The following is a 24,447-nucleotide window of genomic DNA, read 5'->3' as shown; positions in this document are numbered from 1 at the left end:
AAACCCTTCGAGCCAGGCCTTACCCACCGTCAGCGCTTGCCGCGCTTCTCGTACTCGGCCATATCGATCCGCAAGATCCGCCGCAGCTCCAAAATCGCCTGCGGCGTTTCCTGCACGCTATGCCCTGAGGTAATCACCTTCTCCGACAACGCGCCGTCCAGATGCGCGCTGGGATACGGCACCACGCCGTCGCTGGACTGCGCCAGCGGAACCTTCGGATCGCGCTGCGCCACGATCACGTGATACGGCAACCCTGCCTCGATCGGCAGATCGCGGGTGCTGCGCATGAACAACGAGTTCGGGCTCAGATCGTCTGGCCCGGTCGGCGGGCGACCCTTGCGGAAGCCGATGCGTTCAAGCTCTTCGGTGCTGACCTCGTTGCGCTGGATCAACTCGGCGGTCTCGCGCAACACATCGAACGGCAGCCGGATCAGCTTGCGCACCATCCGCAGCGGCCAACCGTCGGTGACCACCGCGCCGCGCTGCGGCGAGGCCAGGAACACCGCGCGGCCGAACTGCGGCATCGGCTGGAACACGGTCAGCGCGCGCACCGCCGGATCTTCACGCAGGCGCTGAGCGGCGGCGGGGTCGAGCTGCGCCAGCGAAGCGTCGATCACCTTCTCGCCGCTGTCGCTCAGCAACAGCCGCCCGATCACCCCGCCCATGCTGTGGCCGACCAGCACCGCATCGTGGCTGGCGATGTCGTCGCCCTGCGGGTCGTAGTGGGCGAAGGTCTGCTGCAACGCCGCCGCCACCGCCGCGCGGTTGGACAGGATGCCGATGTTGGTCGGATAGAACACCTGCCACAGCTGATAGCGCCGGCGCAGCGACTCATCGCCGAGGATCTCGTTGGCCAGATTGACCCAGGCTTCCGGACTGCTGGCCAAGCCGTGCACCAACACGATCACCCGCTTGTTCGGATCGTAGGGCTGATTGAGGTAAACCCGCGGCTTGAACGCGCGCGCCTGCTTGGGCCGCAACAAACTGCTCAGACTCAAGCGCGCCAACTCCGAACGCGCCAACCACACGCCGTAGGCTGCCGAATAGTTCGCCGCCAACGGCACCCGCCGCCCGGCGATGGTTTCGCTTTCGATCCGGTACGGGTTGTACACGTCCATGCTCGCCTCGCGGCTGGCCAGCAGGGCGTCCAGGTCTTCGCCGGCGAAGCGCAAGGTCGCGGTCACCGGCAGATAGCGGGTGTCGCGATACGGCGTGTCGTCGGCCTCGGGATCTTGCCGCGCGATCCGCGGAAACACCGCGACCAGGCCGGTGCCGAAGCCGTCGCGGCGGTACACCGCGCGCAAGTTGTCGAAACCCAAGGTATCCGATGCCAACAAGGCCTCGGGCTGCTTGGACAACTCGGACGCCTCGTAACCGTGCAGGCCGATGCTCAGACTCATCCCGCCGACCTGCAACGGCGTCGTCCCGACCTGCCCGCGACTGGCCTCGAACGCCGATTGCGCCACCACGTCGACCGCGCGGTTGTAGTACTGCAGCACCCGTTGCTGACGCGCCTCGAACACGCGCTGCTCGGGCGTGCGCGGGGTCAGGAACAAGTAGGCATAGGCATAACGCGCGGTTTCGATAGCCGCGCGGGTGCGCTCGTCGGACGCGACCTGCGCGGCGATCGCCTGCTGCGCCTCGGCGCCGCCCGCCGCGCTCGCCTCCGCCCCGGCCTTGCGCTTGGACAAGCCTGCGCTCTCCGCCGCTTTGCTGATCGTCGCCGGCGCGGCGTTCATCCGCAGCAACTGCAATTCCGCCGCCGTCGCCAGCCAATCCTCGACTGCGGCGAGCTTGCGCAACTGCTCGATGCACGGCGCCGGCTCGCGCGCGCACTGCTCCGGCTCCAGCCCGGCCGAACCGATCGCGGTGGCCGCCGCGGTGCTGAGCTTGCCGCCGTTGAGCGCATCGAGATTGCGCTCGGCGGCGATCTCGCCGAAGCCGCGCTCCTTGACCTTGACCACGGCGCAGCCGCTGGCGAGGGCGATCAGCAGGCACGGCAGGAATACAACGGATGAGCGCAGGCGCATGCGGAAGTCTTGGTCGGGGGCCCGCGCATTGTCGGGCGCGGGCGGGATGGAGTAAATCGCGGCCCGGCCGGGGCTGCGACCTTCACGCCGCCCCCGTCCGGCCGTTGGAGAAATCGAAGATCGGCCTCCACCGGCCCGGACGTTTTCCCACGGCCTCATGAAGGAAACATTAGATGAGCAGCCCCAACGACATCCAAGGCATCGACGTATCCCACTATCAGGGCACTATCGATTGGACGACGGTGAAAGCCGCCGGCATCGCCTTCGCCTACGCCAAGGCCACCGACGGCAACACCTACCTCGATCCCATGTTCCAGACCAATTGGAGCGGGATGCAAGCCGCGGGCGTCTTGCGCGGCGCCTATCACTTCTATGAAACCCACGACGACCCGGTCACCCAGGCGAACTGGTTCGTCGCCAACGTCGGCGCGCTCGGGGCCGGCGACTTGCCGCCGGTGGTAGACATCGAAAGCTACAACGGCGACTACGGCGGCAACAGCGTCGCCGCCAACCTGCAAATCTGGCTGGACACGGTGGAAACGGCCTTGGGCCGCAGGCCGATGATCTACACCAATCCCTCGTTCTGGCAGCAGACGGTCGGCGCGGGGTTTTCCGGCTATCCGCTGTGGATCGCCGAATACGGCGTGAGCGCACCGACAGTGCCGACCGATTGGAGCCGATGGAATCTTTGGCAGTACTCGCAGAGCGGCAGCGTCGATGGCGTCGACGGCAGCGTGGATCTGGATGTTTTCGCCGCGCCGGATCTGGGCGAACTGCTCCGCTGGATGCTGACCCGCTGAGCCGCGGCGACGTTCGCCTTCGCCCAAGCTCAGCTGACATACGGACAAAAGAAAAGCCCCGCATCGCTGCAGGGCTTCTCGTTCTTACGCTTACGAACGCTACGGACTGATTAGAAGTCCATACCGCCCATGCCGCCGGCGCCCGGCATCGCCGGCTCGTCCTTCTTCGGCAGCTCGGCGACCATCGCTTCGGTGGTGATCATCAGACCGGCGATCGACGCGGCATTCTGCAGCGCGGTGCGGGTGACCTTGGTCGGATCCAGGATGCCGGCTTCCAGCATGTCGACGTACTCGCCGGTGGCGGCGTTGTAGCCGAAAGCGCCCTTGCCTTCGATGACCTTGTTGAGGATGACCGACGGCTCTTCGCCGGCGTTGGTCACGATCTCGCGCAGCGGCGCTTCCATCGCGCGCAGGGCGATGGCGATGCCGTGGTTCTGGTCTTCGTTGGCGCCCTTCAGGTTGGCGATGGCCGCCTTGGCGCGCAGCAGCGCGACGCCGCCGCCCGGGACGATGCCTTCTTCCACGGCAGCGCGGGTAGCGTGCAGCGCGTCTTCCACGCGAGCCTTCTTTTCCTTCATCTCGATCTCGGTCGACGCGCCGACCTTGATCACCGCAACGCCGCCGGCCAGCTTGGCCACGCGCTCTTGCAGCTTCTCGCGGTCGTAGTCCGAGGAGGTCTCTTCGATCTGGGCCTTGATCTGCTTGATGCGGGCCTGGATCGAATCGCCGTCGCCGGCGCCGTCGATGATGGTGGTGTTTTCCTTGGAGACCTGCACCTTCTTGGCGCGGCCCAGATCCTTGATGGTGGCCTTCTCGAGCTGCAGACCGACTTCTTCCGAGATCACGGTGCCGCCGGTGAGCACGGCCATGTCTTCCAGCATCGCCTTGCGACGGTCGCCGAAGCCCGGAGCCTTGACGGCGCAGACCTTGACGATGCCGCGGATGGTGTTGACCACCAGGGTCGCCAGCGCTTCGCCTTCGACTTCTTCGGCGACGATCAGCAGCGGCTTACCGGCCTTGGCGACGCCTTCCAGCACCGGCAGCAGGTCGCGGACGTTGGAGATCTTCTTGTCGTACAGCAGCACGAACGGGTCGTCCAGTTCGGCCGACATCGACTGCTGGTTGTTGATGAAGTACGGCGACAGGTAGCCGCGATCGAACTGCATGCCCTCGACGACGTCGAGTTCGTTCTCAAGGCCCGAACCGTCTTCAACGGTGATCACGCCTTCCTTGCCGACCTTGTCCATCGCCTGGGCGATGAGGTCGCCGATGTTGGCGTCGGAGTTGGCCGAGATCGCGCCGACCTGGGCGATTTCCTTGCTGGTGGACGACGGCTTGGACAGCTTCTTCAGCTCGCCCACGGCCTCGACCACGGCCTTGTCGATACCGCGCTTGAGGTCCATCGGGTTCATGCCGGCGGCGACCGCCTTCATGCCCTCGCGGATCAGCGCCTGAGCCAGCACGGTCGCGGTGGTGGTGCCGTCGCCGGCGTTGTCGGAGGTCTTGGAAGCGACTTCCTTGACCATCTGCGCGCCCATGTTCTCGAACTTGTCGGCCAGCTCGATTTCCTTGGCGACGGACACGCCGTCCTTGGTGATCGTCGGCGCGCCGAAGCTCTTTTCGAGCACGACGTTGCGGCCCTTCGGACCCAGGGTGGCCTTCACGGCATTGGCGAGCACGTTGACGCCGCGCACCATCTTGGCGCGAGCGTCCTCACCGAAACGAATTTCTTTAGCGGACATGGATGGAACTCCGAAAATTGGGAATCAGGAAAAGGGGAACAGGAAAGCGGCGGATCGGTGCGGGCGGGAACGTCAGCGCAAGCGCTTCAACCGTTCGCTGCCGCCGAGTCCGGCTTTCAGCCGACGATCGCGAGGACGTCGTCTTCCTTGAGGATCTTGTACTCGACGCCGTCCTGCTTGTAGGAGCTGCCCGAGTACTGGCCGTAGATGACCTTGTCGCCGACCTTGAGCTTCGGCGCGCGCAGGCTGCCGTTGTCCAGGGCCTTGCCTTCGCCGACGGCGACGACTTCGCCCTTGGTCGATTTTTCCTTGGCGGCGTCGGGGATGATGATGCCGCCGGCCGAGACTTCGTCGGCTTCGATCGGCTTGACCACAACGCGGTCATAAAGCGGCTTGAGATTCATGGCGACCTCTGTAAGTGATTGAATGGGTGGAGAAAGAACGGGAATTTTAGCAGTCGCCCCCGGCGAGTGCCAAGGCCAGGGACGAAAGCGCCCGGAGGACCGGGACAGCGAGGGAGATTGGGCGTCCGGGGCGGGTTTCAAGGGGTGGTGGCGAAATCTTGTGGCGGCGGGTCGGGGCGGCTGTAACCGGGTCTGTGGGCCGGCCTGGGCGGCTTGGCCGGACGACGGCGCTTGGCCGGAACGGGCCAGTGGCAAGACCGCTTGGTGCTGCGGGCGCCTGTGCGTGCCGGGTCTTCGGCCTCCGCTCGCTTCGGACCGGGCGTGGCGCCCTGGCGGTAGAACCTCCCCGACGCCGGGTCGGGTCGGGTCGGGTCGGGTCGGGTCGGGTCGGGTCGGGTCGGGCGCAATTCAAACCTGCATCCATGCCATCGCAAAATGGCACGTTCGCTCGACCTTGTTTGTTCTATGGTCTGCCCGTAGGCTCGGCCCTAATCGCATCAAGGATGAACTATGCGCCGACACCGCCCATGGATGAGGCTGGCCCCGCTAGTGGCTTTGATCGCCTGTGGCTGTTCTTCGCCCTACGACGACATCACGCCGGAGTTCAAACAGAACCCGCAGCCCAAGCAGCGCTATCAACTCACGCTGACTATCGCCAATGCGCCCGGGCCGTTCGCCTCGGTCCAAGGCTTCATGCAATTCGATGTGGACACGCCGGAGTGCTTGCCGCCTCCGAATGCGAACGGCGGCCATCTGTGGCCGACTCCGACCGAAACCATTCCCTTCGCCTGGACTCGTGTCAGCGACACCGAGTACACGGGCGTGGTGTATATCGACGGGATGGTCGATGAAGATTACTACGGGCGCGGGCTGTGCCGGTGGAAGATGATGCAGGCACGGGCTGCTCTAAAAGCGACCGGGGCGGCGCGCGAGACTCGATTCGTGCCGAACATATATTCGGACAAGCTGGCTGCGCAGCAAGCCGAGAGCACCTACTTGCTAAAGGCCGACTACCCTCGCCACCCCGAGGCCGCGTCGGAAGATCCCGTGAACTACGGACTGACTGATCGCACGAAGATGGCCCATCTTCAAGATAGCGAGTTATTCGTCGTCACCCTCACTCCCAAACTGGCGGCACCATGATCACTACGTACTCGGCTACCGCTAGAGCCCATGACGCGAAGCTCCGCATCTCGCGTGCCAGCAGAGACTCCGGATTTTTCTCGCCATCACCGGCATCTTGCAGGCCAGCCGCCTGAGCCGCCTCAAGGATTAGATATGCGATCACACCTTTCGTGGATAAGCCTAAGCCTGCTGCTGACCTTATCCGCTTGCAGTTCTTCCTCTTCAGAGAAGCCCATGCCCGACTTCAAGCAGAACCCGAATCCCAAACAGCGCTATCACCTCACATTGACCATCGCCAATGCGCCTGGCCCGTTCGCCTTGGTCGAGGGAAAGATGCAGTTCGACGTGAAGACACCGGAATGCCTGCCGCCTCCGAAAGAAAACGACGGCCACCTATGGCCGACGCCAACTGAAGACATTCCCTTCGTGTGGACCCGTGTCAGCGACACTGAGTACACGGGCGTTGTTTACATCGACGGTATGATCGACGAGGACTACTACGGCCGAGGCGTATGCCATTGGGAATTGATTCAAGCATACGCAACCCTGAAAGCGACAGGCGCAGAGGGCGAAACCATATTCAATCCGAACATCTACCCGGAAAAGCTGATCGCGCAACAGGCGGAAACCACCTATTTCTGGAAGCCGTTCTATCCGCGAAATGTCGACATCGACAACTATCCCGAGTCCGGTCAAACCGACCGCTCAAAAATGGCGTCCTCCCTCAAAGATGAGGATCTCTTCACTATCACGCTCACTTCCAAGGCGATCGCGCCATGACCATTCCTACCCAGCAATACGCCAACTTGGCGGAACAGTCCTACGGCGACGATAGAAAAGGCCATGAAGGACAGTGGCTGCACCCAGTCCAGAAAGTATTCGAACTGGAAGGCGTGAAGTACAAAGCCCTGGAGTACATGGATCGTCCATCGGGTTACCAAGGAGCGATCTATCAACGAATCGACACCGGCGAAATAGTGGTGGCGCATCGCGGCACCGAAGGCGGCCGCGAACTCAAGCTAGACGGTCTGATTGCAGACGGCGGCATGGTAGCCAAGGGCGTCAACAGTCAAGTCAAGGACGCCCTGGAACTGACCGAGCACGCATTGAAATTCGCGAAAAGCAGCACCGCCAAATATGGCCACACTCCGGAAGTCACCACCACCGGCCACTCTCTGGGCGGCACGCTTGCACAAGTAACCGCGCACAAGTACGGCCTGCGCGGCGAAGCCTTCAACCCGTACGGCGCCGCCAGCCTCAACTACGGCGTGCCCGAAGGCGGTCACCGCTTCGTCAACCACGTGATGGCGGGCTGTACCGTCAGCGCCGGCAGCCCGCAGTACGGCGAAGTCCGTGTCTACGCCAAGCCTGTAGAAATCGCCAGTTTGGCGGCCGGTGGTTACGACAACACCTCGCTGCCCACCGATTTGCACAAGCGCAATCCGCTCACCGCAGCCGGCTTGTCGATGTTGAAAGGCCAGTCGCACAACATGGACAACTTCCTCAACGTAGACGCCGACGGCAAAAAAGATGTTTCGATTCTTCGCGACCCGAAGGCGCAGGCGTTGGCGAAACAGTACGATCCGATGATCGACAAATACCGTGGCGACGTGGGCAGCTTGCGCGCCGGGATCACGCTGTCGGTCGCGGCGGGCGAGAAGATCGTCGAACTGCATGGGAAAGCCGTCGACACGGCGATCAAGGCGGGCGTGAAAACCGGGCAATTCGCTGTCGCGGTGGGGGAGAAAGTGGTCGATCTCCACGTGCAGGCCGCCAAGAAAACCGTTGAGGTAGGCGTGTACACGGGCAAGAAGGCCGTGGAAGCCGGCGAAAAAGTCGTCGATGCGACCGTGCAGGCCGGCAAGAAAGCGGTCGAGGTCGGCGAGCACGTCGGCAAGAAGGCGGTCGAAGTAGGCGAACAAGTCGGCAAGAAAGCCTCCGAACTCGGCGAAAAGGCCAGCAAGAAAGCGCAAGAGGTCGGCGACGCCATCGGCGATTTCTTCAGTTCCAGGCCTGCTGCGGTCGGTGCCGCCGGCACCGCGCTGTTGACCTCCAATCCGCTGGCCTTCGTCAAGCAGATGACCCAAGCCCACGCTGCCGGCGATCAGGAAACTTTCCGCGCAATGACCCAGTCCGCCGCCAACCACGGCGCGGGGCAGCAGTTGCATCATCAGGCCAGCGCCACGGTCGACCGGCTGGAACATCAGCAGGCGGCCGAGCGGTCGGCGGCGCAGCAACAGCAGCAGCAACAGCACGAAACCGCGCAACCCAGCCACGGCGGTCGTTCGCGCTGAGCCGCGCGGTCGTTCATTTAAGGAGAAGCATCGCGCATGGATCAGCAGGAACTCACCGAACTCATCAGCGCCACCGCCACGCTCATGGAGCAGTTCGAACGCAACTGCAACCAGATCGAGCAGCAGCAGCGGGCGCTGTCGCAACAACTGCAAGCGCTGTCGCAACAGCTGCCGGCGACGGTGCGGCAATCGGCCGACGCGACCTTGAGCGGTCTGCCCGGCGAGCTGATGGGCAAGTTGCGCAGCGGTTTGGAGCAACCGGTCGGCGACTACGAAAAACGCCTGGTCCAGGCCGGCACGGCCTTGGGCGACGGCTCGCAGGCGCTCGCGCAGCAGCTCCAGCGCATGGAACGCATGCACAAGAGCCTGATCTGGAAAGTCACCGGCGCGGTGATCGGTTGCATCACCCTGTTGCTGGTCGGCGCCATCTGGCTGTCGATGCACTACGCCGGGGTGATCCGCGACAACCAGATCGCCGCCGACAAGCTCAAGGCGATCAACGGCGCGGACTTGATCCTGTGCGGCGAGCGGCTGTGCGCCAACATCGACCGCAAGGCCCAAGGCGTCGGCGACAAGGGCCAGTACGCGCCGGTGCTGCAGCGATAAGCCGAAGGTCCAGCCGCGGCGGCTGGGTCCGTCGCGGCGCGGCACTCGTGCCCGGCCGGACGCCGGCCCGATGCGGAACGCAGCGCGTACGCTTCGGCGTCAGCCCCGCAAGGTCTTCAAGTACTGCGTCGGCGTCGCGCCCAGATGGCGGCGGAACATGGCGATGAATGCACTCACGCTGTCGTAGCCCAAGTCCATCGCGATCGCGGTGACCGCATCGCCCGCGGCCAGCCGTTCTACGGCGCGCATCAGCTGCGCGCGTTGTCGCCACTGCAACAAGCTGTATCCGGTCTCCTCGCCGAAACGGCGGCTCAGACTGCGCTCGGACAAATGCGCGTACGCGGCCCATTCGGCCAGGCCGCGCGGGTCGGCGGGATCGTCGATCAGCGCCTGCGCCACGTTCAAGGCGCGCGGGTCGCGCGGCATCGGCAAGCCGATGCGGTCGCCGCCGAGGACATGGCAATGAACGATTTCGTCGAGCGCCGCCCTCCCCAACCGGGCCTGCGCCGGATCCAGTTCCAACTGAGCGGACCAGGAAGCGATGCGTTCGATCATTTCGCTCAGCAACGCCGACATCCGCAACGCCACCGGCTGTGCCGGCAACGCGGCGCAGTCGGCCGGTGCGACATACACGCTCCAGCCGGAGAACGCCGCGCCGTGCGAGCGCAGGGAATGAAGCCGTTGCGGCGGCACCCAGACCGCATCGCTCGCCGGCACCAGCCAGCGTCCGTGTTCGCTGCCGACGGTCAGCAAGCCGCGGCGCGCGCCCAGCAGTTGTCCGCGCGCATGTTGATGCGGCGCGGTGTCGCGCACGCCTTGGGCGTCCAGGGTCACCGCGATCACGAACGGGCCCGCTTCGGAATCGGCGCGGGCCGGGGCGAGCAAAGGGTCGGACATGGCCGGAACGCGCTATCGGATGGCCGGACCAACGTAGCAGAGCGTCGCTGGCGGGCCCAGCATGGGCGCAACTCAACTGACCGGAACTTCCCGTGCGCGCTCACGACATTCTTCCCGACCACATCGACCACACCGATATCGGCGGCGTCACCGTCCGCAAAGGCTCGGTCGCCGCGTTCCTCGGCAACGCGCGCACGCTCGCCGATCCCTCGGCCGGCGATGAAGCCCGCGCGCTGGCCCAGGCGCACATCCGCGAACTGTTGCCGGCGCTGCGCGCGCTCGGCCTGTTCGAGGCGCTTCAAATCCGCGACCCGGCGCTGCGGGCCTGGATCGAGTCTGTCGAATAAGGCCTGCGCCGACGCGCCGGTCGCGGCATGACTTCCGTCGATGCCGCGACCGCGGGCCCGCGCACTAGACTGGACGCCCCAGCCTTCGCCAGGAACCGACATGTCGTCCGTGACCTCCCCCGCCGCCATCGCCGCCGCGCTCACCGAACTGTGGTCGCCGCGGGTGGTCGCCGAAGTCGATGAGGCCTACATCAAGGTCGCGCGCGTGCACGGCACCCTGGCCTGGCACAGCCATGCCGACGAAGACGAACTGTTCTTCGTGCTCAAGGGACGGCTGACGATCGAGATGGAAGACCGCAGCGTCGTGCTCGGCGAAGGCGAGATGTTCGTCGTGCCCAAGGGCGTGCGCCACAACCCCGTCGCCGAGGAGGAATGCCATCTGCTGCTGATCGAACGCAAAACCACCCAGCACACCGGCGATGTGGTGACCGACAAGACCCGCTCGCTCGACGAGCAACTGCGCCCGCTGTCCTGAGACCGGCCGCGCACGCGGGGCGAAAACGAACGCGCCGTTCGCAATTTCGGCACAACCCGAGGCGGCGATAGGCGATAGCTTATGGGCGGACCTCCCGCCCTGGACCGCTACGACGCGACTGGATGCGACGTCGTAGCGCACATGGCCCCGACCTTGCCGAGACCGCCGGTGGCGGCGCGGCATCGATCGTTCGCCAGCGAGCGCACAAAAGAAAAGAGCGCGTCCCGTGGAACGCGCTCTTTGGTGCGGAGATGGCCGTCCTACGCACGGCGCAATCCTGCGCCCGTCCCCCGAACCGACCTCGTGTCTTGCCGAAGTCCGTATCAGCGTGGACCCATCTTCGTGGAGTCCTCGCCGCGGGCGCCACATCGACGCATCACGTTTTCCGCTACTTTCGGTAGCTCCAACACTTGTTAGCCGGCTTAAGTTGCTGTATTTGTTAACTACTACTTTCCGGCTAGCTAGCGAAAGCGCACTAGGTAAAGCGACTATCGGTAGCCAGGTGAATAGAGATAGTATTTACGTAAAATCCCCTTAAAAACTGCCAAAAATCGTCACATGACGCCGCAACAGCGCATCCGCCTCGCCCGCCGCCACTCCGGTCTGTCGCAAGCCGCGCTCGGCGCCGCGGTCGGCGTGCAGCGCAGCGCGGTCGGCCATTGGGAATCGGCCCAAGGCAAATTCCCCAGCGTCGCCCACCTGCGCGAGGTGGCGATGATCACCGGCGTGCAGTTCGAATGGCTGGCGACCGGCCGCGGCAAGATGAGCCTGTCGCAGGACACCGCGATGGATTCGGTCGCCGCCGCCGAAGCCCTGCTGATCGACGACCCGCTGGAGCTGCGCCTGATCGCCGCATTCCGCGAAGCGCCGACGCGTTCGAAGGCGCCGCTGGTGGAGGTCGCCGAGCAGTTGGCCGAGCTGCGTACCGGCCGGCCGCGCGCGGCGGCCAAGGCCTTCGGCGGCTGAGCCGCCACGGCCTTCGGCTGATTTCCACGGCTGACGCAGCGCCGCTCCAGCCAGGCGCCACGCCCAGCGAAGAACGCTTCGGACCTGGGCCCCTTCGATGAACGGCCCGACGCCATCCGGCCCAAGCGCCCCCGGAAAGCGGATCGACGACGCACGCCCCGGCCCATTCCCGCGCACCTGTCCTCAACCTGTCGCCCAGCTATCGATCAACTGGCGCCCGCCTGTCCGCAGGCTGTCGCGATTGCAACTCGCAAGCGCGACGCCAGTCTCTGTTTCGGCACGCCGCCGGTCGGGCCCCGGCCGGCACTGTCACACGGCCCGACTAGACTCGACCGTATGCGCCCTGGGGAGGGCGCACGAATCGCGCCGAAGATCGCCGTCCGGCGACCGCGCGATGCCACTCACAAGGAGCAGAATCGATGCCCAAGTCCGTCATTGGCCGTAGCAATCCGCTGTCTGAGCGAGCGCAACGCGCACGCCGCGCCGGCGTCCTGTCGCTCACCATCGCCGCGCTGTTGCCGTCGATGGCCTCGGCCGCCGTGTTCATCAACGAATTCCACTACGACGACGCCACCTCATCGGGCGACGTCGGCGAGCGCATCGAGGTCGTCGCCACGGCCGGAGAAACGCTCAGCAACTACCGCGTTTACCTCTACAACGGCAGCACCCCGTCGGCGGCGACCACCTACGACAACGACCTGGTCCCGGCCGGCAGCGTGGTGACCTGCGGTAGCGGCAGTGCGCGCATCGCCGTCCTGAGCTACCCCACCAACGGCATCCAGAACGGCCCCAACGACGGCTTCGCTCTGGTCGACGGCAGCGGCAACGTGGTGCAGTTCCTCAGCTACGAAGGCCAGATCACCGCCAGCAACGGCCCGGCCTCGGGCAAGACCAGCACCAACCTGCCGGTGTCCGAATCCGGCTCGGCCGCGGCCGGCACCTCGTTGCAGTTGTCCGGCAACGGCAGCGCGTACTCGCAGTTCGCCTGGCAGAGTTCGGCCACGCAGACCTTCGGCGCGTGCAACAACAACCAGACCTTCACCGGATCGAACCCGAACACGCCGCCGAGCGTGAGCTCGACCACGCCGAGCAACGGCGCGACCAACTTCCCGGCCGCCGGCGACGTGTCGGTGAATTTCAGCGAAGCGGTGACCCTGGCCAGCGGCGCGCTGACCCTGCAATGCGCCACCACCGGCGCGGTCGCGCTGACCTACCCGTCCAGCGGCACCGCGATCACCGCCTCCACCGGCACCGCGCTGCATGCCGGCGAGGCCTGCACCCTCACCGTGGTGGCGAGCAAGGTCACCGACGCCGGCGGCGCCACCCCGGCCGCCAACACCGTGGTCAATTTCAACGTCGCCAGCGGCGGCGGTACGCCGACCGGTTACTACGCGCACGTCAACACCAGCAGCGCGAGCCAGTTGCGTTGCTCGCTGCACGAAACCATCAAGGGCCACACGGTCTATCCGTACAGCGGCGGCACCACCAACACCTGGACGATTCTGGAAATCGCCGACGAAGACCCGAACAACTCCGGCCGCATTCTCGACGCGTACAAGAACCGCAGCTTCGTCAAGGTCACCGACCGCGCCGGCAGCGGCAGCGGCGTGAAGTACAACCGCGAGCACACCTGGCCGAACTCGCTCGGTTTCGGCAGCGCCACCGGCAACCTGGGTCTGCCGTACGCGCCGTACACCGACACCCACATGCTGTACCTGACCGACGCCGGCTACAACGCCGACCGCGGCAACAAGCCGTTCGCCGACTGCTCGTTGTCGAGCGGCTGTTCCGAGCGCGTCACCGAGGTCAACAACGGCAGCGGCGGCGGCAGCGGCGTGTACCCGGGCAACTCCAACTGGTTCAAGACGCCCGACGGCAACGCCGGCTCGTTCCAGGTCTGGGGCAAGCGTCGCGGCGACATGGCGCGCGCGGTGCTGTACATGGCGATCCGTTACGAAGGCGGTACCGATCCCAACAACGGCCAGAGCGAACCGGATCTGGAACTGACCGACGACCGCAGCAAGATCGTCATCACTTCGTCCTCGCCGGCATACATGGGTCTGTTGACCACGCTGCTGTCGTGGCACCAGGCCGATCCGCCGGATGCGGCGGAGAAGGCGCGCAACGAAGTGATCTTCAGCTTCCAGGGCAACCGCAATCCGTTCATCGATCATCCGGAATGGGCGACGGCGTCGCTGTTCAACTCGGCCAAGCCGTCGAGCTGTCAGTTGATTCCGTAAGCGGTCGGCTTTTTTGATGCGATACGACGAAGGCCCGCGTTTGCGGGCCTTCGTTTTTTGTTGCCCTGCTGGGAGCTTGATCGCGGGCGTATGCGCGAAGTTCATGCCTTTGCTCGTCATCCCCGCGAACGCGGGGATCCAGAGACTTCACAGCCCTGTCGCGGCGATGCCCTGAATTCCGCGCACTCGCCTACCCACCACGCTCAATCGAACACCACCACCGGCTTACCCACCTCGCGCCCTTTGGCGATCGAAGCGATCGCCTCGGCGCCCTGTTCGAACGAAAACCGCGCGCCGACCACCGGGCGGATGCGGTGAGCTTCGACCTCACGCAGATACTCGCGCAAGTCCTGCAGGCTGCCGACGCTGATGCCGTGGATATTGAGCTGATGGCTTATCAGCGGCCCGATCAGATTGCCGTCGACGTTCATGCTCTGCAGGAAGCCGATCGCCACGATGTGGGCGTTATCGGCCGCCGCCTGCAACAGTTGCAGAAACTGCTGGCCGCCGACCACGTCGACGATGCCGTCGACGCCGCGCCCGTCGGTGAGTTCGCGCACCGCAGCGGCGAGGTCGGAGCGCTGGGTGTAGTCGATCACCTCCTGCGCGCCGAGTGCGCGCAAGCGCTCGGCCTTGGCCGCGTCGCTGGTGGTGGCGATCACCCGGTAGCCGCGCGCGACGGCCAGTTGCAAGGCCATCAGCGACACGCTGCCGGTGCCCTGCACCAAGACGCTCGCGCCGGACTGCAGTTGCAGCTTGCGCAGCGCGCTCCAGGCGGTGAGCCCGGACACCGGCAAGGTCGAGGCTTCGGCGTCGTCTAGAAACGCCGGTACCCGGGCGATCGAATCGGCCGGCAGCACGATCGACCGCGCCAGCCAGCCGTCGAGCGGGCCGCCGAGTTTGCTGAGGTGGTTTCCGGAGCGGAACGGGCCGTCCAGCCACTGGGTCGTGTAGTGGCCGACGACCCGCTCGCCGATCTCGAAATCGCTCACGCCCGCGCCCAGCGCCTCGATCCGGCCGACGCCGTCGGACAGCGGCACGAACGGTCGCGGCAGCTCGGGCTGATAACGGCCGGTCGCCAGTGCGTAGTCGCGGTAATTGATCGACGCCGCGGCGACCCGGATCCGCACCTGGCCGGGGCCGGGCTGGGGTTCGGGCAAGTCGACGCGGCGCAGGCTGTCGAGGGTCAGGCCTTGCAGCTGGAACGCATCCATGACGGGGCTCCTGGGAGCATGGGGTCGGGATGCACAGGCTATTGTTGAGCCTATCCTTGATATAGGATCAACGAGACAACTCATCATTGAGAATGTCTCAATAATGATCGGCGGCCTGTACTCCGAACTCGAAGCCTTCGAGGCCATCCTCCAGCACGGCAGTTTCACCGCCGCGGCCCGCCAGTTGCAGGTCACCCCGGGGGCGATCACCCGGCGGCTCAATACCCTGGAGGCGCGGCTGGGCGCCAAGCTGCTCAACCGTTCGACCCGGCGGCTGAGCCTGACCGAATCGGGCCGCCACTATTACGCCGAGGTCGCGCCGGCGTTGGCCCAGATCCTGGCCGCGGGCGAACGCGTGCACGACTTGTCCGAGCAGCCGCGCGGCGAGTTGCGGGTGTCGCTGCCGATGAACTTCGGCCGGCTGTACGTGATCCCGCATCTGCCGGACTTCATGCAGCGCCATCCGGGCATCGGCCTGGACCTGCAATTCGACGACCGCTTCGTCGACCTGATCGGCGCCGGTTTCGACGCGGCGATCCGGATCGGCGCGCTCAGCGATTCGCGCCTGGTGGCGCGGCGCATCGCCCAGACCCGGCGCATCCTGGTCGCCTCGCCCGAGTACCTGCGCCAACACGGCGCGCCGGCGTCGCCGCACGAATTGATCGACCACGACTGCCTGCATTACACCTTGTTCCGCGACACCCCGACCTGGGAATTCCAGGGCGAACGCGAACCGCTGCGGGTGCCGGTGCGCGGGCGGTTGAAGGCCAATTACGGCCTGCCGCTGGTGGATGCGGCGGTGCGCGGGGGCGGGATTTTGCAGACCGCTACGTTCGCGGTCGCGCAGGAGTTGGCGTTGGGGCAGTTGGTGGAGGTTTTGCCGGATTGGAGTCTGGTCGCGATCGGGATTTACGCGGTGTATCCGGGGCGCGAGTACCGGCCGCGCAAGGTTGAGGCGTTCATCGATTTTCTCGAAGAGACGATCGGGCAACCGGCGGTTTGGGATCGGGTGATTGCTGCGGCCGCGGGTTAGGTCGGCGCGCGGGTGGAGCAAATCCCCCGCGCCTGTGGATGCTCGCGCTTCGTGCTTATGCCGGGCGCTTGCCCCCTTTTGCAAAGGGGGCACCGATCGACGCCGCGCCGCCCATCCAATCGCATCGCCCCCACCCGATCGCATCATCCCCACCCGAAGGATTCCCCCCTTTGAAAAAGGGGGGCCAGGGGGGATTTGCTCTTAACCGCAGCCCGCCAAACACCCGCCCCTCATTCCGTTTTCGCGCCATTTGCTGAAAGCTTCACCATCCCCGCGCCCCGCACCGATGACTACCCCAGCCCCTCCCGCTTCCCCCGCCGACCGCCCGACCCCACCCTGGCGCCGCGCGCTGTCGATGCTCGCCAGCCTGGCGATCCTCGCCCTGGCCCTGCACGCGCTCGCCGGCGAGTTCACCGAGCAGGGCTACCGCTCGATCCGCCACGCCTTCCAGCAGATCGATCCGGCGCGGATCGCGCTGGCGTTCGCGCTGAGTCTGGCCAGTTACGCCTGCCTGGTCGGATTCGATGCGATCGGCCTGCGCCGCAACGCCAGCAAGGTCAAACCGCTGCGCTTGATCGTCACCGCATTCCTGGCCAACGCGGTCGGGCACACCCTCGGCTTCGCCGCGTTGACCGGCGGCGCGGTGCGTCTGCGCGGTTACGGTGCGGCCGGGCTGTCGCTGGCCGACATCGGCCAAGTGGTGCTGATGAGCACCTTGGGTTTCGTGTTCGGCGCCTGGGTGCTGCTGGCCTGCGCCCTGGTGTTCGAACCAGCGCCCGCGGCGCTGCTGTTGCCGTTGAGCGAGGCCACGATCCGCGCGGTCGGCGCGGGCATCGCCATCGCCTTTCTGGGCTTGCTGTTCGCGCTCGGCCGCGAAGGCCGCACCCTGCGCTTGCGCGGGCACGCGCTGTGGCTGCCCGATCGCCGCACCGTGCTCAGCGTCACCGCGCTGAGCGTGATCGAGCTGGCCTTGGCCGGCGGCGCGCTGTACGTGTTGCTGGCGCCGTCGATTCCGGCCGAATCGGCGACCGGCTTCGTCGGCTTCGTCGGGCTGTATCTGGTCGCGGTGCTGGCGGGTCTGGTGTCGAGCGTGCCGGCCGGCATCGGCGTGTTCGAATGGAGCCTGCTCAAGCTGTTGCCCGGCGTGGCGCCGGCCAGTTTGTTGGCCGCGGCGGTGGCGTATCGCATCGTCTACTACGCCGCGCCGCTGGTGTTGGCGACCTTGCTCGGTCTGTTCGGCTCCGCGCGCGGGCCGGTGGCGCGGCGCGCGGGCGCGCTGCGCACCGCGTGGCTGGCGATCCGGCCGTGGTTGCCGCACGTGATCGCGTTGGCCGCGTTCGTGCTCGGCGCGGCGCTGATTCTCGACGGCACCTTGCCCAAGCCGCGCCATCGCCTGGTCGGTGCGCCGCTGTCGTTGATCGAAACCTCGCAATTGCTGGCCAGCCTCGGCGGCGTCGGCCTGCTGTTGATCGGCCAGGGCCTGCAACGCCGCAGCCATGCCGCCTGGGCGCTGGCGTTGGCGGTGTGCGTGCTGCTGCCGCTGCCGTCGTGGTTGCGCGGCGGGCATTGGTTGCTGGCGCTGGCGCCGCCGTTGGTGGCGGTGGCGTTGTGGGCGGCGCGGCGCGAGTTCTATCGCCAGGGCGCCTTGCTCGATGAAGCCTGGTCGTGGCGCTGGCTGCGCAATCTGGGCCTGGTGCTGATCGCGGCGATCTGGCTGCTGTTCTTCGCCTATAGCCACGTCGAATACCGCAACGAGCTGTGGTGGGAGTTCCTGGTCTCCGGCAATGCGCCGCGCGCGCTGCGGGCGATGTTGCTGGTCAGCCTGACCGTGGTCGCGTTCGGTCTGGCGCGCTTGCTGCACGCCGCGCGCGCGCCGTTGCCGAGCGCGGACGAGGCGCAACTGGCGCGCATCCGCCCGATCCTGGCCTCGGCCGAAGACAGTCAGGCGCATCTGGCGCTGACCGGCGACAAGGCGCTGTTGTTGGACGAACAACAACGCGGCTTCGTGATGATGCAGCGCTACGGCGGCTCGCTGATTTCGATGGGCGACCCGGTCGGCCCGCCGGACGCGGCGCGCGCGCTGATCTGGCGCTTCCGCGAAGAAGCCGACCGGCTCGGCGTGCGTCCGGTGTTCTACCAAGTCGGCGAACAGCATTGGCAGACCTATCTCGATCTCGGCCTGACCCTGGTCAAGCTGGGCGAAGAAGCGCTGGTGCCGCTGACCGACTTCAACCTGCAAGGCCCGACCCGCGCCGATCTGCGTCAGGCGTGGAATCGCGGCAAGCGCTCGGGGCTGAGTTTCCGCATCGCCGCGGCCGAGCAAGTCGAAGCGCTATTGCCGGTGTTGGAGACGGTCTCCGACGATTGGCTGGAACAAAAGTCCGGCGAAGAAAAAGGCTTCTCGCTCGGCAGCTTCGATCCCGACTACCTCAAGCGCCTGCCGCTGGCCCTGATCGAGCACGAAGGCCGGATCGTCGCCTTCGCCAATCTGTGGACCGCGACCAACGGCCGCGAGCTCTCGGTCGACCTGATGCGCCACGCCGCCGACGCGCCCAAGGGCACGATGGATTTCATGTTCGCCGAACTGTTGATGTGGGGACGCGAACACGGCTACGAGCGCTTCTGCCTGGGCATGGCGCCGTTGTCGGGGCTGGCGCAGCATCGCCTGGCCGGGCGCTGGAACCGCTTCGCCAATCTGATCGCGCGCCATGGCGAACGCTTCTACGGCTTCGTCGGCCTGCGCCGGTTCAAGGCCAAGTTCGACCCGGTCTGGCGCCCGCGTTATCTGGCCGCGCCCGGCGGCATGCACCTGCCGACCGCGTTGTTGGACGTGACCCGCTTGATTTCGCTGGACCCGCGCCGCCACGACGAACACGAACGCGGCACCGCCCACTTCCCTGACCGCGCGCCGCCGGCTCAGGGCGACGCCGACCTCGCCGCGGTCGCGATGCCCGCCGCCGACAGCACCCGCGCGGCCACGCCGTCGTAATCGCCGCCGACATGATGATCGCCGGGCATCTTCGCCACCGACACCGCGCCCTTGGGCAATTTCGGGCATAAGGCGTCGCCGTCGTCGCCGCCGTAGAGGCACAGCACGCGCGCGCCCGGCATCCGCGCGATCTGCGGCGCGATCGGCAAGCCCTTGCCGCTGTTGCCGATCCAGTTGGACAGATGGAATTCGTACTCGGCGTTGACGCCGGGCGAAATCAACGCGGTCGCGCGCACCGCCGCACGGGTGGCCGGCGGCAATTGGTTGTACGCGCCCGGCAACACATCGGCGCCTTGCGAAAAACCGATCAGCAACACCTTCTCGCGCTTCCAGCGCGCACTGTAGTAACGCGCGATGCGGTCCAGATCGACGGCGAAACTCTGCGGCGTGCGCGGCGTCCAGAAGTAACGCAGCGAATCCACCCCGACCACCGGCACCCCGGCCTGGCTTAAACGCGCGGCCACGCTCTTGTCGAAATCGGCCCAGCCGCCGTCGCCGGAAACGAAGATCGCGAACGTATCGGCGTTGCCGCCTTCGGCCGCGGCGACTTCGGTGATCGGCAGACCTTTCAGATCGGCCGGCGGCGGCGGCAGGCTGGCGTGGCGTTGCGCGCCGAGCACACCGAGCGCGGCGCGCAGCCCCGGCCAGGCATCGCCGGCGGCGGTGCGGGCGAAGCGGCGCGCCTGCGGGATCGCCTGGACGAAGCCGTCGACCGTCGCCGCCTCGCATTGCGCATGCGCGGCCGGCGCCGCGGCCACCAATAACGGCAACGCCAACGGCGCCGGCTGCAGGCGCAAACCGTCGTTTTCGCCGCTGAGCTTGAGCGCGCCGTTCGCGCACAGCGCGCGCGGTATCCGCAAACGCGGGCAGAAACCGTCGGCGACCGCGCCGGCGAACAACGTGGCATCGCCTTGCGCCGCCACCGCATAAGCGAACGCGGCGCCTTCGCCGTCGCCGATCAACAACGGCAGGTGATAGGTCGGCAAACGGTAATAGGCCTGGACGAAGCGCGAGAAATTCTCCACGTCGCCGGACGAAAAATTGCAGCGGCCGCCGTCTTTGTTGAGCAGATCCTCCAGCGCACGCACCGGCACCACCGCCACCATCGCCCCATCGGCCACCAACGCCTCGACCCGCGCCTTGCGCCGCGCGTCGTCGGGCCCGTCGGCGAACCACAGCACGAAGCGCTGGACTTCGCCTTGCGGCAAACGCACCGGCGTGTGCTGAAAACGCCCATGCGAAATCTCGCCGGCGACCGGCGGCGAGGGTTGCGGCGCGGCCGCGAGCACCGGCGCGACGGCGCTGGCGCACAGACCAACCGCCATGGCGGCGCGAAGACGAAACGAAGCGAGCATGCGGTTCTCCCGGATGCGCCACCTTATACCCGCGATGGCGTGCAGAGCATGTCCTGCGCGAGGTTCGCTTGCGGAAATCGATGACGGCAAGCGCTCGCCATCCTCGATGGGCGCACTCGGCCGTCGTGCTGCAACGCAAACCGTTCGCCGCTGACGTTATGCTGGCGCAGCCTCGCTCCATCGCCGCAACGATCGACACCGGACCCGAGCACAACGCCCCGCGATACAGGAGTTGTCCGCATGCCACGCACGGCCGCACTCACCCTCGCCACCACGCTGCTGCTCGCCAGCCTCCCGTCGCCCGCGCAAACCGCTGCGGTCGCTCCGGCACCCACTGGCGAAAGCGCCTGCGCGTTCGGCGCCTTCGTCGCCGAGACCGATCCGGCCGGGCTCAACGTCCGCGCCGGGCCCGGCACCGGGCACAAGGTGCTCGGCAGCTTGCCGCCGGTGCGGCACAGCCAGGACGAATCGCCGATCCGGGCGATGGTCGAGGTCGAGGTGGTCGCCGGCGACAACGGCTGGTTCAAGATCCAGGGTGCACGCGACAACGACGCGCTGATCGAAGGGCCGCAGCGGCCGATGTTCAAGGGCAGCGGTTGGGTCAGCGGGCGCAAGCTCACGGTGAAGTCGCAGGCCGCCGCCGGCCGGCAACGCCCCGATGCGGCCGCGCCGGTGGTGATCGGCGGCCCCGACGGCGCGGGTTTCGACAGCGACAGCTTCGTCGAACATGCGCGGCTGCTGGGTTGCAAGGGCCAGTGGGTCTTGGTCGAGTACGGGCCGTGGTCGGGCGAGACCGGCGAGCCGTCGGCGCTGCAGATCGCGCCGGCCGCGCGCGCCGGGGTCGAGAAAGGCCGAATGCGCGCCTGGGTCAACCGCATCTGCGCGATCCAGGAAACCAGCTGCGACGGCGTTTGAGCCGCGACGGCGCTCGCGTCAACGCACACAAGCGGCAAAGTCGGCTCCGGCCGGTCCGCACAGGCCGGTACGGACTGCCACCGATCGCCGCACCGCCGCCATGCCCGAGACGCCGCCCGCTTACACTGGGGCCATGCGCTCCGACACCCTGCCCCTGCTGTTGCTGACCACCTGCCCCGATCAGGCCAGCGCCGACGCCATCGCCCAGGCGCTGGTCGAGGAGCAGTTGGCGGCCTGCGTCACCCAGATTCCCGGGGCGACCTCGGTCTACCGCTGGCAGGGCAAAATCGAGCGCGCCAGCGAAATCCAACTGCTGATCAAGACCCGCGTCACGGTTTACGCCGCGACGATGCAGCGATTGGCGCAACTGCATCCGTATGAACTGCCGGAGATGATCGTGGTCGAACCGCGGGACGTCTCCGAGCCGTACATGCGATGGGTAAACGAACAGACTCCCGACCAATGACCCTTCTTCCCGCATTCCGCGGCCGGCGCGCACTGCGCGGCGTCGCCGCTCTGGCCTTGGCCGTTCTCGGCCTGTCCGCCGCCGCGCCCGCGCTGGCGGTGGACGAAAAAGACCTGCTGCCGGTCGACGACGCCTTCGTCCTCAGCGCGCAGGCCTCGGCGCCGGACCGCATCGCGATTTCGTGGAAGGTTGCCAAGGGCTATTACCTGTACCGCCACCGCATCTCGGCCAAGACCGATGCCGGCTTCGCCGCGCAGGCGTTGCAACTGCCCAAGGGCAAGGCCTACCGCGACGAATTCTTCGGCGATGTGGAGACCTACCACCACGACGTCAGCGCGACCCTGCCCGGCAAGGCCAGCGCCGCCAGCACCAAAGTAACGGTGAAGTACCAAGGCTGCGCCGAAGCCGGCGTGTGCTATCCGCCGCAGACGCGCACGCTGACGGTGGCGCTGCCCGGCGCCGGCCTCAGCGCGGCGGGCGGCGTCGACCCGGCGCCCGCGGTGGACCCGGTGCCCGCAGCGACGCCGCTGTCCGGATTCGGCAATCGCATCGGCGCGTCCAACCCGTTGCTGGGCGGCTCATCGCCGCTGACCGCGCCGCGCAACAACGCTCCCGGCGGCGCCACCGACGCGTTGCCGCTGCCGCCCGAGCAGGCGTTCGGTTTCGAAGCCATCGCCAAGGACGGAAACACCTTGCTGCTGCGCTTCACTCCGGCGCGCGGCTATTACCTGTACCGCGACAAGACCTCGCTGAAGACCGATCGCGCCGACATCGCCGTCGGCAAGCCGCAATGGCCGCGCGGCACCGCGCACCGCGACGAGCACTTCGGCGACGTCACCGTGTTCTTCGATCAGATCGATGTGCCGTTGCCGTTGATCCGCAAGACCGTCGATGCGGGCAAGATCGTGTTGACCGCGGGATTCCAGGGTTGTCAGACCGACGGCATCTGCTATCCGCCGATGACCCGCAAGATCAGCGTCGATCTGCCCAAGGGCACGTTGGTCGCGGTCGAAGCGGCCAAGCCCGAACCCGTCGCCGCGAACGCAACGCCCAGCGCGGATGCGACCGCGAACGTTGCCAGCGCGAACGTCGATGCGACCGCTGCGCCGAGCGCCGACGTCGCAACCACCGACGCGGCCGCCAACATCGCGAATACGAATGCCGCTGCGACCGCCGCGCCGCCCGGCGCGACCGCGGCACCCGCAGCCGCCACCGGCAGCGCGCCCGCGCAAGCCGAAGACAGCCTGCTGGCCGCTTCGCTCGCCGGCCCCAATCGTTATCTGGCGCTGCTGACGTTCTTCGGCCTCGGCCTGTTGCTGGCGTTCACGCCTTGCGTGCTGCCGATGATTCCGATTCTCTCCGGCCTGATCGTCGGCCAGGGCCCGGGCCTGAGCGCGCGCCGCGCGTTCTCGCTGTCGCTGGTGTACGTGCTGGCCAACGCCTTGGTGTTCACCGTCGCCGGCGTGATCGTCGGTTTGCTCGGCGCCGGGTCGAACATCCAGATCCTGTTCCAGACCCCTTGGGTCATCGTGCTGTTCGCGCTGATCTTCATCGGCCTGTCGCTGTCGAGTTTCGGCCTGTACGAACTGCAATTGCCCTCGGGCCTGCGCAACTGGCTCAGCGAAGTCAGCAATCGCCAGCGCAGCGGCTCGTGGGCCGGCGTGGCGGTGATGGGCGCGTTGTCGGCGCTGATCGTCGGCCCCTGCGTGGCGCCGCCGCTGGCCGGCGCGGTGCTGTACATCAGCCAGACCGGCGATCCGCTGTTCGGCGGGCTGGTGTTGTTCATCCTCGCCATGGGCATGGGCACGCCGTTGCTGGTGTTCGGCGTCGCCGCCGGCAAGGGCTTGCCGACCAGCGGGCCGTGGATGGTCGCGGTGCAGCAAGTGTTCGGCCTGATCTTCATCGGCATGGCGATCTGGATGCTGGCGCGGATCCTGCCGGGCCCGGTCACGCTCGCGCTGTGGGGCGCGCTGGCCCTGGGCACCGCGGTGATGCTGGCACTGACCGCCAAGAAAGCCGGCGGCGATGGCCCGCGCGCGCTGCTGTGGTTGTTCGCGCTGCTGTTCGGTCTGCTCGGCGCCAGCCAGGTGGTCGGCGCGTTGGCCGGCGGCAGCGATCCGCTGCGCCCGCTCGCCGGCCTGCGCGGCGGCGCGGCGGCGCATCCGGCCGAGTTGCCGTTCCGCAAGATCAAATCCAACCAGGACCTGGACCGCGAAATCGCCGCGGCCCAGGCCGCCGGCCAGCCGCTGATGCTGGATTTCTATGCCGACTGGTGCGTGGCCTGCAAGGAGATGGAGAAGTACACCTTCCCCGAACCCGCGGTGCACCAAGCGCTCGATGGCTTCGTCCTGCTCAAGGCCGACGTCACCGCCAACGATGACATCGATCAGGCGCTGATGAAGCGGCTGGGCATCATCGGCCCGCCGATGACGCTGTACTACGCGCACGGCGCCGAGCGGCGCGAGCTGCGCCTGGTCGGTTTCGAAAAAGCCGCCGAGTTCGCCCAACGCGCCCAGCGCGCACGCGACGCGGCGCGCTGAGCAGGCACC

At 66.8% G+C, this 24,447-nt stretch carries 20 protein-coding genes; 14 read left to right on the top strand and 6 right to left on the bottom strand.

Features of this window, described 5'->3' with window-relative positions; all coding sequences use genetic code 11:
* Window positions 1–29: 29 nt before the first annotated feature.
* The gene (locus tag V7787_RS18210; protein ID WP_336088924.1) at window positions 30–2,030 is read right to left on the bottom strand and encodes an esterase/lipase family protein; all 2,001 of its coding nucleotides are present in this window, start codon (window positions 2,028–2,030) and stop codon (window positions 30–32) included.
* A 173-nt stretch (window positions 2,031–2,203) separates the two neighbouring features.
* On the opposite strand from V7787_RS18210, the gene V7787_RS18205 reads away from it, so the two are divergent.
* Window positions 2,204–2,830: a glycoside hydrolase family 25 protein gene (locus V7787_RS18205; protein ID WP_336088923.1), complete on the top strand. Its 627-nt coding sequence runs from the start codon at window positions 2,204–2,206 to the stop codon at window positions 2,828–2,830.
* Window positions 2,831–2,940: 110 nt separating this feature from the next.
* Here V7787_RS18205 and groL read toward each other — a convergent pair whose 3' ends face one another.
* Both groL and V7787_RS18195 read right to left on the bottom strand, forming a co-directional pair.
* Window positions 2,941–4,572 carry a chaperonin GroEL gene (groL, locus tag V7787_RS18200; protein WP_336088922.1) on the bottom strand — a complete coding sequence of 544 codons (1,632 nt, stop codon included), beginning with the start codon at window positions 4,570–4,572 and terminating at the stop codon, window positions 2,941–2,943.
* Between the two features lie 116 nt (window positions 4,573–4,688).
* Window positions 4,689–4,976 (bottom strand): co-chaperone GroES, encoded by a 288-nt coding sequence (locus V7787_RS18195; protein ID WP_036111336.1) that lies wholly within the window; start codon window positions 4,974–4,976, stop codon window positions 4,689–4,691.
* A gap of 549 nt (window positions 4,977–5,525) precedes the next feature.
* Between V7787_RS18195 and V7787_RS18190 the strand changes: the two genes are divergently transcribed.
* From V7787_RS18190 to V7787_RS18175, 4 genes are all read left to right on the top strand, one after another.
* Entirely contained in the window at window positions 5,526–6,119 is a 594-nt protein-coding gene (locus tag V7787_RS18190) for a hypothetical protein (protein ID WP_336088921.1), read from the top strand.
* Window positions 6,120–6,335: 216 nt separating this feature from the next.
* Window positions 6,336–6,881: a hypothetical protein gene (locus tag V7787_RS18185; RefSeq protein WP_336088920.1), complete on the top strand. Its 546-nt coding sequence runs from the start codon at window positions 6,336–6,338 to the stop codon at window positions 6,879–6,881.
* A complete protein-coding gene (locus tag V7787_RS18180) occupies window positions 6,878–8,395 on the top strand; it encodes a hypothetical protein (protein WP_336088919.1) in 1,518 nt (505 codons plus the stop codon). The genes V7787_RS18185 and V7787_RS18180 overlap by 4 nt, the downstream gene beginning before the upstream one ends.
* Window positions 8,396–8,431: 36 nt before the next feature.
* Entirely contained in the window at window positions 8,432–9,001 is a 570-nt protein-coding gene (locus V7787_RS18175) for a hypothetical protein (protein WP_336088918.1), read from the top strand.
* A 99-nt stretch (window positions 9,002–9,100) separates the two neighbouring features.
* Here the strand turns inward: V7787_RS18175 and V7787_RS18170 are convergent, their stop codons facing one another.
* Window positions 9,101–9,898, bottom strand: a complete 798-nt coding sequence (locus V7787_RS18170; RefSeq protein ID WP_336088917.1) for an AraC family transcriptional regulator — start codon at window positions 9,896–9,898, stop codon at window positions 9,101–9,103.
* 92 nt (window positions 9,899–9,990) lie between these two features.
* On the opposite strand from V7787_RS18170, the gene V7787_RS18165 reads away from it, so the two are divergent.
* The 4 genes from V7787_RS18165 (at window position 9,991) to V7787_RS18150 (ending at window position 13,926) form a co-directional block, all read left to right on the top strand.
* Window positions 9,991–10,245, top strand: coding sequence for a hypothetical protein (locus V7787_RS18165; RefSeq protein WP_336088916.1), 255 nt, complete (start codon window positions 9,991–9,993; stop codon window positions 10,243–10,245).
* Window positions 10,246–10,345: 100 nt separating this feature from the next.
* Window positions 10,346–10,720, top strand: coding sequence for a cupin domain-containing protein (locus tag V7787_RS18160; protein WP_336088915.1), 375 nt, complete (start codon window positions 10,346–10,348; stop codon window positions 10,718–10,720).
* 558 nt (window positions 10,721–11,278) lie between these two features.
* Window positions 11,279–11,686 (top strand): helix-turn-helix domain-containing protein, encoded by a 408-nt coding sequence (locus tag V7787_RS18155; protein ID WP_336088914.1) that lies wholly within the window; start codon window positions 11,279–11,281, stop codon window positions 11,684–11,686.
* A 419-nt stretch (window positions 11,687–12,105) separates the two neighbouring features.
* The gene (locus V7787_RS18150) at window positions 12,106–13,926 is read left to right on the top strand and encodes an endonuclease (protein ID WP_336088913.1); all 1,821 of its coding nucleotides are present in this window, start codon (window positions 12,106–12,108) and stop codon (window positions 13,924–13,926) included.
* Window positions 13,927–14,129: 203 nt separating this feature from the next.
* Here the strand turns inward: V7787_RS18150 and V7787_RS18145 are convergent, their stop codons facing one another.
* Complete coding sequence (locus V7787_RS18145; protein ID WP_336088912.1) at window positions 14,130–15,140, bottom strand: zinc-dependent alcohol dehydrogenase family protein; 1,011 nt, start codon at window positions 15,138–15,140, stop codon at window positions 14,130–14,132.
* Window positions 15,141–15,243: 103 nt separating this feature from the next.
* On the opposite strand from V7787_RS18145, the gene V7787_RS18140 reads away from it, so the two are divergent.
* Both V7787_RS18140 and mprF read left to right on the top strand, forming a co-directional pair.
* A complete protein-coding gene (locus V7787_RS18140; protein WP_336088911.1) occupies window positions 15,244–16,173 on the top strand; it encodes a LysR family transcriptional regulator in 930 nt (309 codons plus the stop codon).
* Window positions 16,174–16,459: 286 nt separating this feature from the next.
* Entirely contained in the window at window positions 16,460–19,162 is a 2,703-nt protein-coding gene (gene mprF, locus V7787_RS18135; RefSeq protein ID WP_336088910.1) for a bifunctional lysylphosphatidylglycerol flippase/synthetase MprF, read from the top strand.
* Here the strand turns inward: mprF and V7787_RS18130 are convergent.
* Window positions 19,090–20,517, bottom strand: a complete 1,428-nt coding sequence (locus V7787_RS18130) for a virulence factor family protein (RefSeq protein ID WP_336088909.1) — start codon at window positions 20,515–20,517, stop codon at window positions 19,090–19,092. The genes mprF and V7787_RS18130 overlap by 73 nt on opposite strands.
* A 240-nt stretch (window positions 20,518–20,757) precedes the next feature.
* On the opposite strand from V7787_RS18130, the gene V7787_RS18125 reads away from it, so the two are divergent.
* From V7787_RS18125 to dsbD, 3 genes are all read left to right on the top strand, one after another.
* Window positions 20,758–21,432: an SH3 domain-containing protein gene (locus V7787_RS18125; protein WP_336088908.1), complete on the top strand. Its 675-nt coding sequence runs from the start codon at window positions 20,758–20,760 to the stop codon at window positions 21,430–21,432.
* Between the two features lie 100 nt (window positions 21,433–21,532).
* A complete protein-coding gene (gene cutA / locus V7787_RS18120; RefSeq protein WP_336088907.1) occupies window positions 21,533–21,898 on the top strand; it encodes a divalent-cation tolerance protein CutA in 366 nt (121 codons plus the stop codon).
* On the top strand, window positions 21,895–24,438 hold the full coding sequence (dsbD, locus tag V7787_RS18115) for a protein-disulfide reductase DsbD (protein ID WP_336088906.1): 2,544 nt from the start codon (window positions 21,895–21,897) through the stop codon (window positions 24,436–24,438). Before cutA ends, dsbD begins: the two co-directional genes overlap by 4 nt.
* The last annotated feature ends 9 nt before the right edge of the window (window positions 24,439–24,447 follow it).

This window comes from Pseudomonas sp. CGJS7 (assembly GCF_036961695.1).
Note: the sequence above shows the minus strand (reverse complement) of the source record. Positions and strands in the feature narration are given on the sequence as shown.

Coding starts and splice junctions, on each gene's coding strand:
- V7787_RS18210 (WP_336088924.1), bottom strand. CDS start 2,030: ATGCGCCTGCGCTCATCCGTTGTATTCCTGCCGTGCCTGCTGATCGCC.
- V7787_RS18205 (WP_336088923.1), top strand. CDS start 2,204: ATGAGCAGCCCCAACGACATCCAAGGCATCGACGTATCCCACTATCAG.
- groL (WP_336088922.1), bottom strand. CDS start 4,572: ATGTCCGCTAAAGAAATTCGTTTCGGTGAGGACGCTCGCGCCAAGATG.
- V7787_RS18195 (WP_036111336.1), bottom strand. CDS start 4,976: ATGAATCTCAAGCCGCTTTATGACCGCGTTGTGGTCAAGCCGATCGAA.
- V7787_RS18185 (WP_336088920.1), top strand. CDS start 6,336: ATGCCCGACTTCAAGCAGAACCCGAATCCCAAACAGCGCTATCACCTC.
- V7787_RS18180 (WP_336088919.1), top strand. CDS start 6,878: ATGACCATTCCTACCCAGCAATACGCCAACTTGGCGGAACAGTCCTAC.
- V7787_RS18175 (WP_336088918.1), top strand. CDS start 8,432: ATGGATCAGCAGGAACTCACCGAACTCATCAGCGCCACCGCCACGCTC.
- V7787_RS18170 (WP_336088917.1), bottom strand. CDS start 9,898: ATGTCCGACCCTTTGCTCGCCCCGGCCCGCGCCGATTCCGAAGCGGGC.
- V7787_RS18160 (WP_336088915.1), top strand. CDS start 10,346: ATGTCGTCCGTGACCTCCCCCGCCGCCATCGCCGCCGCGCTCACCGAA.
- V7787_RS18155 (WP_336088914.1), top strand. CDS start 11,279: ATGACGCCGCAACAGCGCATCCGCCTCGCCCGCCGCCACTCCGGTCTG.
- V7787_RS18150 (WP_336088913.1), top strand. CDS start 12,106: ATGCCCAAGTCCGTCATTGGCCGTAGCAATCCGCTGTCTGAGCGAGCG.
- V7787_RS18145 (WP_336088912.1), bottom strand. CDS start 15,140: ATGGATGCGTTCCAGCTGCAAGGCCTGACCCTCGACAGCCTGCGCCGC.
- V7787_RS18140 (WP_336088911.1), top strand. CDS start 15,244: ATGATCGGCGGCCTGTACTCCGAACTCGAAGCCTTCGAGGCCATCCTC.
- mprF (WP_336088910.1), top strand. CDS start 16,460: ATGACTACCCCAGCCCCTCCCGCTTCCCCCGCCGACCGCCCGACCCCA.
- V7787_RS18130 (WP_336088909.1), bottom strand. CDS start 20,517: ATGCTCGCTTCGTTTCGTCTTCGCGCCGCCATGGCGGTTGGTCTGTGC.
- V7787_RS18125 (WP_336088908.1), top strand. CDS start 20,758: ATGCCACGCACGGCCGCACTCACCCTCGCCACCACGCTGCTGCTCGCC.
- cutA (WP_336088907.1), top strand. CDS start 21,533: ATGCCCGAGACGCCGCCCGCTTACACTGGGGCCATGCGCTCCGACACC.
- dsbD (WP_336088906.1), top strand. CDS start 21,895: ATGACCCTTCTTCCCGCATTCCGCGGCCGGCGCGCACTGCGCGGCGTC.